Origin of the sequence: Pseudomonas sp. S4_EA_1b, assembly GCF_016307435.1 — a bacterium.
Taxonomy (GTDB): Bacteria; Pseudomonadota; Gammaproteobacteria; order Pseudomonadales; family Pseudomonadaceae; genus Aquipseudomonas; species Aquipseudomonas rhodesiae.
In genome coordinates this window covers 1-11,236 of sequence record NZ_JAEILC010000115.1, presented here as the reverse complement: position 1 = coordinate 11,236, position 11,236 = coordinate 1, and the positions used below count along the sequence as shown (strand labels likewise).

At 62.6% G+C, this 11,236-nt stretch carries 11 protein-coding genes; all 11 read right to left on the bottom strand.

Annotated features, from left to right (window positions below):
• Window positions 1–433: 433 nt before the first annotated feature.
• Entirely contained in the window at window positions 434–1,066 is a 633-nt protein-coding gene (locus YA0848_RS29935) for a class I SAM-dependent methyltransferase (RefSeq protein ID WP_034095334.1), read from the bottom strand.
• Window positions 1,067–1,105: 39 nt separating this feature from the next.
• On the bottom strand, window positions 1,106–1,750 hold the full coding sequence (locus YA0848_RS29930) for a methionine ABC transporter permease (protein WP_034111298.1): 645 nt from the start codon (window positions 1,748–1,750) through the stop codon (window positions 1,106–1,108).
• Window positions 1,740–2,855: a methionine ABC transporter ATP-binding protein gene (locus YA0848_RS29925; RefSeq protein WP_047881483.1), complete on the bottom strand. Its 1,116-nt coding sequence runs from the start codon at window positions 2,853–2,855 to the stop codon at window positions 1,740–1,742. Before YA0848_RS29925 ends, YA0848_RS29930 begins: the two co-directional genes overlap by 11 nt.
• Before the next feature lie 2 nt (window positions 2,856–2,857).
• Window positions 2,858–3,667, bottom strand: coding sequence for a MetQ/NlpA family ABC transporter substrate-binding protein (locus YA0848_RS29920; RefSeq protein ID WP_034095337.1), 810 nt, complete (start codon window positions 3,665–3,667; stop codon window positions 2,858–2,860).
• Between the two features lie 75 nt (window positions 3,668–3,742).
• Complete coding sequence (locus YA0848_RS29915; RefSeq protein ID WP_169903857.1) at window positions 3,743–5,095, bottom strand: LLM class flavin-dependent oxidoreductase; 1,353 nt, start codon at window positions 5,093–5,095, stop codon at window positions 3,743–3,745.
• Window positions 5,095–6,288 (bottom strand): SfnB family sulfur acquisition oxidoreductase, encoded by a 1,194-nt coding sequence (locus YA0848_RS29910; protein ID WP_169903856.1) that lies wholly within the window; start codon window positions 6,286–6,288, stop codon window positions 5,095–5,097. The genes YA0848_RS29915 and YA0848_RS29910 overlap by 1 nt, the downstream gene beginning before the upstream one ends.
• A gap of 24 nt (window positions 6,289–6,312) precedes the next feature.
• The gene (locus YA0848_RS29905; RefSeq protein ID WP_169903855.1) at window positions 6,313–7,554 is read right to left on the bottom strand and encodes an SfnB family sulfur acquisition oxidoreductase; all 1,242 of its coding nucleotides are present in this window, start codon (window positions 7,552–7,554) and stop codon (window positions 6,313–6,315) included.
• A 186-nt stretch (window positions 7,555–7,740) separates the two neighbouring features.
• A complete protein-coding gene (locus YA0848_RS29900) occupies window positions 7,741–8,502 on the bottom strand; it encodes a hypothetical protein (protein WP_169903854.1) in 762 nt (253 codons plus the stop codon).
• A 316-nt stretch (window positions 8,503–8,818) separates the two neighbouring features.
• Window positions 8,819–9,565, bottom strand: a complete 747-nt coding sequence (gene tcyN / locus YA0848_RS29895) for an L-cystine ABC transporter ATP-binding protein TcyN (RefSeq protein ID WP_099312113.1) — start codon at window positions 9,563–9,565, stop codon at window positions 8,819–8,821.
• A gap of 3 nt (window positions 9,566–9,568) precedes the next feature.
• Entirely contained in the window at window positions 9,569–10,234 is a 666-nt protein-coding gene (gene tcyL / locus YA0848_RS29890; protein ID WP_034111309.1) for a cystine ABC transporter permease, read from the bottom strand.
• Window positions 10,234–11,028, bottom strand: a complete 795-nt coding sequence (gene tcyJ / locus YA0848_RS29885; RefSeq protein WP_034095344.1) for a cystine ABC transporter substrate-binding protein — start codon at window positions 11,026–11,028, stop codon at window positions 10,234–10,236. Before tcyJ ends, tcyL begins: the two co-directional genes overlap by 1 nt.
• Window positions 11,029–11,236: the final 208 nt, after the last annotated feature.

Here is an 11,236-nt window from a genome sequence, read left to right as displayed (position 1 = left end):
CTGGATGTGACGGGTGGAGCACAGCGGGGACAGGTCGAATCACCTCACCACAAACACGCCGCGCCACAAAAAGGGGGCTTGTTGTGGTGAGCAGGCTTGCCCTGCGCTGGGCTGCGAAGCGGCCCTAAAACCTGGCAACCGCTTTTGCCTGGCACACCGCAGTGTCTGTAGAGAGGGCCGCTCCGCGCCCCAGCGCGGGGCAAGCCCGCTCACCACAAAAACCGCATTTTTTCAGGTTGTTAATGAGGTTTACACCAGACGCTCGCCAGCCACGCCTCCAGGTCGTGATACGACCCGTAGCGCGGCCTGTTCCAGCCTTCCTGGTTGTCACTGCGGATGGGGGAGGCGCCGGTGGTGTATCAGTATCAGATGTGCTGACTGACCCACTGTCATCGGGGGCAAGCCCCCTCCCACATTGGTATATATTGCCAAGCTATTGGTGAGGTTTGCGCCAGACGCTGGCCAGCCACGGCTGTTGTTCGCGAGGCAATCCGGCAGGGCGGTAGTAATGCTCCAGCTCCACGAACCCTGCGCTGGTCAGCAACGTCTGCCACGCCTCCAGGTCGTGATACGACCCGTAGCGCGGCCCGTTCCAGCCTTCCTGGTTGTCGCCGCGCGGGTTGGAGCTGAACAGCACGCCCCCCGGTTTCAGCGCGGCATGCAGCTGTTTGAGTACCCGGGGCAATTCCTGTTTGGGGATATGAAACAGCACCGCATTGGCGAAGATGCCGTCGAAGCGCGCGGCGGGTAGTTGCAGCTTGAGGAAGTCTTGTTGCAGCACTTCGCAGCCGCTGTCCTCGCGCGCCATCTGCGCGAAACGCTCGGAGCCGTCGAGCCCTACGGCGATGTGGCCCAGGCGCGTAAACGTCTGTAGATCGCGGCCAGGCCCGCAGCCAAAATCCAACACGGTAAACGGCGGCGCACCCTGGATATGCCGCAGCAAGGCGTCGATGTTCTGGCTCACATCGTGGTCGCGGGTGCCTTCGCGAAAGTCCTCGGCCACCTTGTTGTAGTGGCCGAGGGTGGTGGAGGTGATCTGGTCGAGGTCGTCGGGTTTGAGCGTCATGGCGAGCGATACCGGGCACTGAAAGGTCCCGACTATACCTCACCGTTTGTTCAGCACCCGCGCCAGGCGATCGCCGCTCACCTGAATCAGCACCACCAACGCCACCAGCAGCACGATCACCGTGAGCATGATCTGCGTATCGAAACGCTGGTAACCGTAGCGGTACGCAATGTCCCCCAACCCACCGGCACCGATTGCGCCGGCCATGGCCGAGGAGTTGATCATGGTCACCAGGGTGATGGTGAAACCGCCGACAATCCCCGGCAACGCTTCGGGTAACAGCACATGCCAAATGATGTGCCAGCGCCGGCAGCCCATGGCCTGGGCGGCTTCGATCAGGCCGTGGTCGACTTCGCGCAGGCTCACCTCGGCGATCCGGGCAAAGAACGGCGTGGCAGCGATGGTCAACGGCACCACTGCAGCCCACACGCCGTAGGTGGTGCCGACGATCAGCCGAGTGAACGGGATCAGCGCCACCATCAGGATCAAAAACGGAATCGAGCGGAACAGATTGACGAACGCCCCCAGCGCCCGGTTCAACGCCGGCGCCTGGAAGATGCCGCCCTTGTCGCTGGTGACCAGGAACACCGCCAGCGGGATGCCCACCAGCAACGCGATCAACGATGACACGCCGACCATCAGCAGGGTGTCGAGGGCGCCCTGTAATAAACGATCAAACCACATAACCCAACACCTCCGCCTGTTGTGCAAAGCGCCCGGCGCGTTGGCGCAAGGCGTCGGCGCCGTGGGCCGAACCACTCACCGCCAGCAGCAATTGCCCCAGGGCGTGGCCTTGGATGCGCTCCACCCCGCCGTGCAGCAAACGCACGCGCCCGCCCAGTGCGCTGAACAGCGCGGCCAGGTCCGGCTCGTCGGCGGCGCTGCCGGTGAACTGCACGCGCAGTACCACCGCCGCTTCGGCAGAGGCTGGCTGGTCCTGCAAGCGCGCTTGCAGCTCCGGCGGCAAACCTTGTTGCAGCGGTGCCAGCAGGGTTTTGCTGACCTCATGCTGCGGATCGCCGAACACCTGCCACACCGGGCCTTGCTCGACGATGCGCCCATGCTCCAGCACCACCACGCGGTCGCAGATTTCGCGGATCACCGCCATCTCATGGGTGATCAGCACGATAGTCAGGCCCAGGCGCCGGTTGATCTCGCGCAGCAGGCCAAGGATCGACTGGGTGGTTTCCGGGTCGAGGGCCGAGGTGGCCTCGTCGCACAGCAGGATTTGCGGGTCGTGCACCAGCGCGCGGGCGATGCCCACCCGTTGTTTCTGCCCGCCGGAGAGCTGCGCCGGGTAAGCCTGATGCTTGTCCTTGAGCCCCACCAATTCCAGCAGCTCGCGCACCTTCTGCTCGCGCTGCAGCTTGGGCACGCCGGCTACCTTGAGCGGCAGCTCGACGTTCTGCCATACGGTCTTGGCCGACATCAGGTTGAAGTGCTGGAAGATCATGCCGATGCGCCGCCGCAGCGCCACCAGGTGGTCTTCGTCGAAGTCGCCGATGTCCACCTGATCGATCAGCACGCGCCCGCTGCTGGGTTGTTCAAGCCGGTTGATGGTGCGGATCAGCGATGACTTACCGGCGCCGCTGCGGCCAATAATGCCGAACACCTCACCACGCTGGATCGCCAGGTCGATGCCTTGCAGCGCATGCACGCTGCCGTCGTAGGTCTTACCCAGGTTGATAAAGCGCACATGGGCGCGGTTCAGGTGCGGATGCAGCTCGGTCTGCTCGGCGTCCCTGGGCGGTAAACCCAGGTCGCGCAAATGTGCGTGGGCGACGGTCATGTTCAGCCCTCCCAACCGACTTGGTAGAGCTTGCCGAGGGATTTATCCAGCGCGGCGCGCACCACCGGCGAGTGCTGGTAGATGTCGACGAACTTGATCACCCGTGGGTCGGTTTTGCTGTTGGGCTGAACCACAAACTGGATCACGTATTCGGGATGGTCGAGGCCGTCGAACAGCAGCGCCGACTCGGCATCGAAGGTCTTGGACAAGCGGATATAGGCCGGGTAGCCCTGCACCAGGTCCGCGTCGTCATAGGCGCGTACCAGTTGCACGGCTTCCACTTGCAGGATCTTGATGTGTTTCGGGTTGGCGACGATGTCTTCTTCGGTGGCCTTGTAACCCACCCCCGGCTTGAGGGTGATCAAGCCCGCCTTGGCCAGTAATTGCAGGCCGCGACCGCTGTTGATCGGGTCGTTGGCAATCGCCACGCTGGCGCCTTGGGGTAGGTCGGCGAAGCTTTTATATTTTTTCGAATACAACCCAACGTTGTTGATGATGCCCGGCGCATACGGCACCAGGTCAAACCCGGCGGCGGCCTTGGCGTTTTCCAGGAACGGGATGTGCTGGAAGTAATTCACATCGATGTCGCCCGCCGCCAGGCTGACATTCGGTGCGATCCAGTCGGTGAACTCCACCAGCTCGACCTTCAAGCCTTGCTTGCCGGCTTCGGCCACGGCGGCCTCCAGCGGAATCGCAAAGGCTGCGGTGGTGCCGACTTTCAGCGGTGCGTCGGCGGCGAACACCGTCGAGCTGAACAGCCCGAAGGCCAGGGCCAGTGCTTTGACTGGGTTATTGATCAATGTCTTTTTCATAGTGGTTTCCAGTCATCAGGGATCAGGGCAAACAAGGCAGTTGTACGGTGGGAGGGGCCCTCCCAGATCTTTTGATCAGTGGCGGTACGTAGAGCCGGTGTGTTGGTCGGGTAGGCGGGCGCTGGCGTGAAAGACTTTTTCACGCAGGGTGCCTTGCTCATATTCAGTCTTGTACGACCCGCGCCGCTGCAACTCCGGCACCACCAGGTCGATGAAGTCCACGTAGCTTTCCGGGGTCACGATGCGCGTGAGGTTGAAGCCATCCAGCCCGGTTTCGCTGATCCACGACTCCAGCTCATCGGCCACCTGTTGAGGCGAGCCCACCAGGGTGATGTAGCGCCCGCCCAGGGCGTGCTGGTCCAGCAATTTGCGGCGGGTCCAATCGTTGTTTTGCAGGGTCTTGGTGGCCGATTGAATGGCGTTGCTCTTCACGTATTGGATCGGTTCGTCCAGTTCGTACTGGGAAAAGTCGATGCCGGTGGACGCCGAAAAGTGCGCCACACCCGCTTCCGCGCTGGCGTAGCTCAGGTACTCGGCGTGTTTCTCCCAGGCCAGGGCTTCGGTGGCGCCGACGATCACATTGATGCCCATGAACACCTTGATGTCCTCGGGGTTGCGCCCGGCTTTGAGCGCGCTGGCGCGCACTTTGTCCACCTGCACCTTGGTCGCGGCTTTGTTCTGCCCGCTGATAAACACGCACTCGGCGTGTTGCCCGGCGAAGGCCAAGCCGCGCTCGGAACTGCCGGCCTGAAACAACACCGGTGTGCGTTGCGGCGAGGGCTCGCACAGGTGATAACCCTCCACCTGATAGAACTCGCCGCGATGCTCGACCTTATGCACCTTGCCCGGTTGCGCGTAGACCCGTTGCTGCGGGTCGTTGAGTACCGCGTCGTCTTCCCAACTGCCCTCCCACAGTTTGTAGAGCACCTGCAGGTACTCATCGGCCTGGTCGTAGCGGCGGTCATGCTCGACTTGCTCGGTGAGGCCCATGGCCTTGGCGGCGCTGTCCAGGTAGCCGGTGACGATGTTCCAGCCCACTCGGCCTTCGCTCAGGTGATCGAGGGTGGACATGCGCCGGGCGAACAGATACGGCGGCTCGTAGGTGAGGTTAGCGGTCAGGCCAAACCCCAGATGACGGGTAACCGCAGCCATGGCCGAGACCAGCAGCAACGGGTCGTTGACCGGCAGTTGAATCGACTCCTTGAGCGGCACCTCGACCGATTGCTGGTAAACGTCATACACGCCGACGATATCGGCGATGAACAAACCATCGAACAATCCGCGCTCCAGGGTCTGCGCGAGATCGGTCCAGTAGGCCAGGGTTTTGTACTGGGTCGAGGTGTCCCGAGGGTGGGTCCACAGGCCGTGGTTGATGTGCCCGATGCAGTTCATGTTGAAGGCATTGAGCAGGATTTTCTTTTTGCCCATCAGATCGTCCCCCGCAGTGGCGGGTTGGCGTCATTGAGGTAGTAATTACCCACCGCGTGGTACTTCCAGCGCACCGGGTCGTGCAGGGTGTGTACGCGTGCGTTGCGCCAGTGCCGATCCAGGCCGTGTTCGGCCAGGGTCGCCTGGCTGCCCGCCAGCTCGAACAAAGTGCTGCCGGCGGCCAGGGAAATCTCAGTGCTCAAGGCGCGCGCTTCGGCCACCGCAATCGAGGCGGCCGCGACGTGTTCGGCGCTGCTGTCGGCCTGGGCGCGGTCGAGGTATTCGCCGGCGCGCTCCAACAAGGCTTCGGTGGCATGCAGACGCACGCTCAGGTGGCCGAAGCTTTTCAGGGTCAGCGGGTCTTCGCTGGCTTTGTCGCTGGTGGCGTCGATCCACGGCCGGGTTTTGGTGCGCACAAAGTGCAGCGCGTCTTCAAAGGCGGCGCGAGCGATGCCGGTGTCGATGGCGGCATGGAGGATCTGCGCCAGCGGGCCCACGGGGGTCGGGCGCTCGAAGGCGCTCTGGAACGGCACCACGTCCTGCGCCGCGACCCACACGTTATCGAACACCACCGAACCACTGCCGGTGGTGCGCTGGCCGAAGCCGCTCCAGTCGTCGATCACGTTCAGGCCCTGGCTGTCGCGGGGCACAAAGGCCAGTTGCTGCAGGCCGTGTTCGTCCACCACCGAGGTGGGGATACGTTGGGCGTAGAGCGCGCCGGTGGCGTAGAACTTGCGCCCGTTGATGCGAAAACCATCGCCGTCGCGGGTCAGGGCCGTCACGCGGTCGTGGGCGGTTTTAGTGCCCAGCTCCGCCAGTGCATTGCCAAAACGCTGGCCGGCGAGTACCTCGGCGTACAGGCGCTGCTGCTGGGCGGCGCTGCCATTTACGCGCAGCACCTCCAGGGCATAGAAATGGTTCTGCGGGATCTGGCCCAGGGAGGCGTCGGCCTGGGCGATCAGCGCGATGACCTTGGCCAGGGTCACGTTGGACACGCCGGCACCGCCGAAGGCTTTGGGCACGCTGATACCCCACAGCCCGGAGCGCGAGAACGCATCCAGCTCAGGCCACGGCAGGCGGCGCTCGCGGTCGCGCTGGGCGCTGTCGCGACGAAAGTCTTCGGCCAGGTCGCTGGCCACCACAAGGGCATGTTCGTCGCTGGTGATCACCGCGACGTTGGTCGAGAAAGGCATAGAGGTCTCCAGACGTCCGCTCGGTTAAATCCAGGAGTGTCGGGCGGGCAAGGTGCCGTTGAGGCGATACGCGCCCACCGCGTGATACTTCCAGCGCACCGGGTCGTGCAGGGTGTGCACGCGGGCGTTGCGCCAGTGGCGGTCGAGGTTGAATTCGGCGAGGGTGGCGCGGCTGCCGGCCAGCTCGAAGAGCTTTTCGCTGACCAGCAGCGACACTTCGGTGGTCAGCACCTTGGCCTCGGCCACGGCAATCGACGCGCGCGCCGCCGACTGCGCAGTGATCGGCGCGGCGCTGACCTGGTCGAGTACCTGGCCGGCCTTGCGCAGCAGGGCTTCGGCAGCGTGCAGTTCGATGGTCAGCTTGCCGATATCGGCGATCACGTACGGGTCATCACTGGCGCGTTCGACCTTGGCGTCGATCCATGGGCGCGAGCGCTCACGCACGAAGGCGATGGTGTCTTGCAGCGCACCGCGGGCAATGCCGGCGTCGATGGCGGCCTGGATCAATTGCGAGACCGCGCCCTGGATGTTCGGGCTTTGGCCGAGGCGCCAGTTGTCCACCACCAGGTCGGCGTCCACCGGGACGCGATCGAGCAACAGGGTGCCGCTGGCGGTGGTGCGTTGGCCGAACCCGGACCAGTCATCCACGATGCGCAGCCCTTGGGTGCCACGGCGCACGAAGGCCATGACTTGTTTGCCGTCGTCGTTGAGCGCCTTGATCGCAACCCAATGGGCAAACAGTGCGCCGGTGGAGTAGAACTTCTGGCCGCTGACTACATAACCGTCGCCTTGGGCGGTGAGGCGCGCCTTGAGTTCCAGGGTGTTTTTAGTCCCGCGTTCAGGGCCGCCGTTGCCGATGCGCCAACCGTCGAGCACGCTCTGGAACAGCTGCTCTTTCTGGCGCTCGTTGGCAGTGCCCTGCAACAGATGCAGGATGCCGAAGTGGTTCTGCGGGATCTGCCCCAACGCGGGGTCGGCCGCGCTGATGATCGCGAACACCTCGGCCAGGGTGGCGAAGGACACCTGCGGGCCGCCGTACTCGCGGGGAATAGAAATGCTGCCCAGCCCACTGCGGGTGAACTGTTCGATTTGCGCCCAAGGCAGTTTGCGTTGCTGGTCGCGTGTGGCGGCTTGCAGGCGCGCGGCCTGGGCCAGCTCATGGGCGGCGTCGAGCGCCTCTGCGTCGTTGCGCAGCACTACGGCCGGCAACAGCAAAGGCGCGACGTCCAGCTGAGTGACTGGGGGTGTAAGAGCCAAGTTAGACATCAGCGCCGCTCCTTGGCTGCACGCAATGCCCTGGCGTTGCGCACCGGGGTAATTCTGACCATACCGACCTCGCATTCAATGAAATTAAAAACAAAAATTCAGAGATGTCCGGTGGTCCGGTGCATATACCCTAAGCTTGTTAAATATTTAAATAAACTAACTTTTAGGAATATGCATAGAAGGCGATCAGCCCGGTTCGCACGGGGAGCCGAGCGGTCTGGGGCGATAGGGCGTCACGGCCCGGGACGGCCGTGACGACGTCGACGCCGCGATGCGCACCGTGCGTGACGGCGCCCAGTGCGAGGTGTTACCAACGCGATCCAGAATGCAGTACGTCACCTCCAGCCGGCAGTCGTCGCCCGCCTCCGCGATCACCGTCGCCGGCACCCAAACCTGCACGGCCAGGCCGATGCCGCGGGCCTGGATCTTCGGCAGATCCATGCGCACATCGCCCCAGCGCAGGGTGATGGCGTCGCCGGTGGTCATGTTCAGGTAGGGCTCGATGGTCAGCGGCACACCACGGCGTACCTGGCGACTGTTGACGCCGTAGCGGCGAATGGTCTCGGGCAGGGCGACGGGGGCCAGGTTCTGGTTTTCGTCGCTGTACAGCGCCGGGGGCTGGCCGCCTGGGGCGTTGGTCTTGACGCGCACCTGGGTCACGGCCGAGCGCGCCGGGCCGTGGCCCACCTGCATAACCTGGTAATACACCTGCGCCAGGCCGTCTTGCACAAAACTCTCCGGCACCCGCAGGTGCGTAGGCGTGCCGACCTTGCACGCCGTGATCCGCCGCGAGGCGGCAAAGCAACGGTTCCAGAACAATTCGATCAGGTCGCCTTCGTCCATGCCGAGGTACGGCGCAATGGCAACCTGCAACTGGGTGGCCGCCCGAGCGTTGATGCCATATCGGTTGGCCTGGGGCAGCGTTGGGGCGGTGAGCGTGGGCGTCATAAGTCATCTCCTTGATGCAGCCAGCAGCAATCGTTCCGGCCCCTTGGCGCGGGTGCGCAGGGGGGCTGAAAGGCACGATTCAGTGAATAGCCGGGATAGGATCCAATCCTCTGAGACCTAGATAAGAGGGTTGGCCAAGGAGCGTCAATGGCGGCAAAAGGCTAAACGGCGGGTTTGCGGATATTCAGAAGGGTCTGACTGGGAGGGGGATTTCAGGCGGCGCGAGGCAGGGCGTTTTATGCGGCTCGATGGGGCGTTGCTGTAGGAACGCGGGGTATGGCGAGGGCGCAGGCACCCTCGCCACAAACAGGCAGGCTCAGTGAGCGAGAAACTTGCTCAGGAACTGCCGTGTGCGTTCTTCCTTGGGGTTGGCGAACAACGCCTTGGCTTCGCCTTGCTCCACGATCACGCCTTTGTCGAAGAAGATCACGCGGTTGGCCACATCCCGGGCAAAGCTCATTTCGTGGGTGACGATGACCATGGTGCGCTTCTCTTCGGCCAGGCTGCGGATGGTCGCCAGTACTTCGCCGACCAGCTCCGGGTCCAGCGCCGAGGTGGGTTCGTCGAACAGAATCACCTCCGGCTCCATGGCCAGCGCACGGGCAATCGCCACGCGCTGTTGCTGACCGCCGGACAGGCGCCGTGGGTAGGCGTCTTCCTTGCCCGCCAACCCGACCCGAGCCAGCAGCTTGCGGCCCAGTGCCACCGCAGCCTCGCGTGGCATCTTCTTGACCACGGTCGGGCCTTCGATGACGTTTTCCAGCGCGGTGCGGTGCGGGAACAGGTTGAAGCTCTGGAACACAAAACCCACATGCTGGCGCAGGCGTCGCACCAGGCCTTGCTGTTGGTTGATTGGGCGGCTGCCGTCGATCTCGATATCGCCCACCTTGATGCGTCCGCTGGTGGGTGTTTCGAGAAAGTTGAGGCAGCGCAGGAAGGTGGTTTTGCCGGAACCGCTGGGGCCGATGATGGCGATGACTTCGCCTTCCTTGACCTCCAGGTCGATGCCGGCGAGCACCACCTGACCGTTGAATTGTTTGGTCAGTTTTTCAACCACGATCATGCTTCAAGACTCCAGGTCATGCCGGTTGACCCGGTCTTCCAGGCGATTCTGAAAATGCGCCAGGATGCTGGCCAGGATCCAATAGATCAGCGCAGCGCTGAGGTACATGGTGAAAATCTCGAAGGTGCGCGCCGACACCAATTGCGCCTGGCGAAACAGCTCGGGGACCTGAATGGTGGCGGCCAGCGCCGTGTCCTTGACCAGCGAAATAAAACTGTTGCCCAACGGTGGCAGCGCTGTGCGCATGGCCTGCGGCAGGATGGCCCGGCGCAGGGTCTGCGCGCGGGTCATGCCGATACTGGCCGCTGCTTCCCACTGGCCGCGCTCGATTGAGCCGATGGCGGCACGCAGGATTTCACAGGCGTAAGCGGCCATGTTCAGCGAGAAGCCGATCAATGCCGCCGGAATCGGGTCCAGCTCGATGCCTACTTGTGGCAAGCCGTAGTAGATCAAAAACAGCTGCACCAGCAACGGCGTGCCGCGAAAGAACGACACATAGATCCGAGCAATCCCTCGCACCGGCAAGAAGCGCGACAAGCGCATCAAGGCTAGGCCAAAGCCCAGCAGCAAACCGAAGAACATGCCGCCCAGGCTGAGGATCACCGTGTAGTACGCGCCCTTGAGCAGAAAGGGCGCGGAATCCAGTGCGAGTTGGAAGCTTGCTTCCATTATTGAGTGACGTCAGCGTTGAAGTACTTCTCGGACAGCTTCTTCAAGGTGCCGTCGGCGCGCAGTTTGTCGAGGGCCTTGTTCACAGCGTCCAGCAGTTCAGGCTCGCCCTTGCGCAAGGCAATACCCGATTCCTGGCGCGAGAATGCTTCGCCGGCAGCGGCGGTGTCCTTAGCCTTCTTGGCATATTCCAGCGCGGCCAGGCGGTCGATCAGGATCGCGTCGATGCGGCCGATACGCAGGTCCTGGAACTTGGTCGGGTCGTCGTTATAAGTCTTGATGATGGCTTTGGGCTGGTTGTCCTTGAGCCATTGTTCGTAGTTGGTGCCCAGGCCCACGCCGACTTTCTTGCCGGCCAGGTCATCGGCGGTCTTGATGCTGTCCACATTCTTTTTCAGAACCAGCGCCTGAATCCCGGAAACGGTGTAGGGCTTGGAAAAATCGTACTTTTTCTTGCGCTCTTCAGAGATGGTGACCTGGTTGACCACCGCGTCCAGGCGTTTGGATTCCAGCGCGGCGAGGATGCCGTCCCATGGCGTGGCTTGCAGCTTGACCTTTACGCCCAGCTCTTTGGCCAGGGCTTCGGACAGCTCCACCTCGAAGCCACTGAGCTTGCCGCTTTCATCTTGGAAGCTGAAGGGTGGATAGGTACCTTCCAGGCCGATTTTGATCTCGCCGGCCTTCTTGATATTGGCCAATTGTTCGCCGGCCACAGCCTGACCCAACCAACCGGCACCGAGTGCCAGACCCAGCGTGCCAACCAGTAACGTGCGACGGAATGCAGAAATAGACATGAAGAGCCCCTGTGTTTTTTATGGTGAGCGAAGCAGGTGACGCAGTAGGCGTATCCTGCCTTAAAGCGCGAAGCGCGTCTTCGCCTGCGGCGCGACTATAAAGCCGGTTTTTAAGACTTGAAAATAATATAAATTCAAAATCATATTCTTTTTTAGAATATAAACTGTTTCTAATGTGGGAGGGGGCTTGCCCCCGATAGCTATAGTC

Bases quoted from the DNA above. Each gene is read 5' to 3' on its own strand.
- YA0848_RS29935 (WP_034095334.1), bottom strand. From the start codon at position 1,066: ATGACGCTCAAACCCGACGACCTCGACCAGATCACCTCCACCACCCTC.
- YA0848_RS29930 (WP_034111298.1), bottom strand. From the start codon at position 1,750: ATGTGGTTTGATCGTTTATTACAGGGCGCCCTCGACACCCTGCTGATG.
- YA0848_RS29925 (WP_047881483.1), bottom strand. From the start codon at position 2,855: ATGACCGTCGCCCACGCACATTTGCGCGACCTGGGTTTACCGCCCAGG.
- YA0848_RS29920 (WP_034095337.1), bottom strand. From the start codon at position 3,667: ATGAAAAAGACATTGATCAATAACCCAGTCAAAGCACTGGCCCTGGCC.
- YA0848_RS29915 (WP_169903857.1), bottom strand. From the start codon at position 5,095: ATGGGCAAAAAGAAAATCCTGCTCAATGCCTTCAACATGAACTGCATC.
- YA0848_RS29910 (WP_169903856.1), bottom strand. From the start codon at position 6,288: ATGCCTTTCTCGACCAACGTCGCGGTGATCACCAGCGACGAACATGCC.
- YA0848_RS29905 (WP_169903855.1), bottom strand. From the start codon at position 7,554: ATGTCTAACTTGGCTCTTACACCCCCAGTCACTCAGCTGGACGTCGCG.
- YA0848_RS29900 (WP_169903854.1), bottom strand. From the start codon at position 8,502: ATGACGCCCACGCTCACCGCCCCAACGCTGCCCCAGGCCAACCGATAT.
- tcyN (WP_099312113.1), bottom strand. From the start codon at position 9,565: ATGATCGTGGTTGAAAAACTGACCAAACAATTCAACGGTCAGGTGGTG.
- tcyL (WP_034111309.1), bottom strand. From the start codon at position 10,234: ATGGAAGCAAGCTTCCAACTCGCACTGGATTCCGCGCCCTTTCTGCTC.
- tcyJ (WP_034095344.1), bottom strand. From the start codon at position 11,028: ATGTCTATTTCTGCATTCCGTCGCACGTTACTGGTTGGCACGCTGGGT.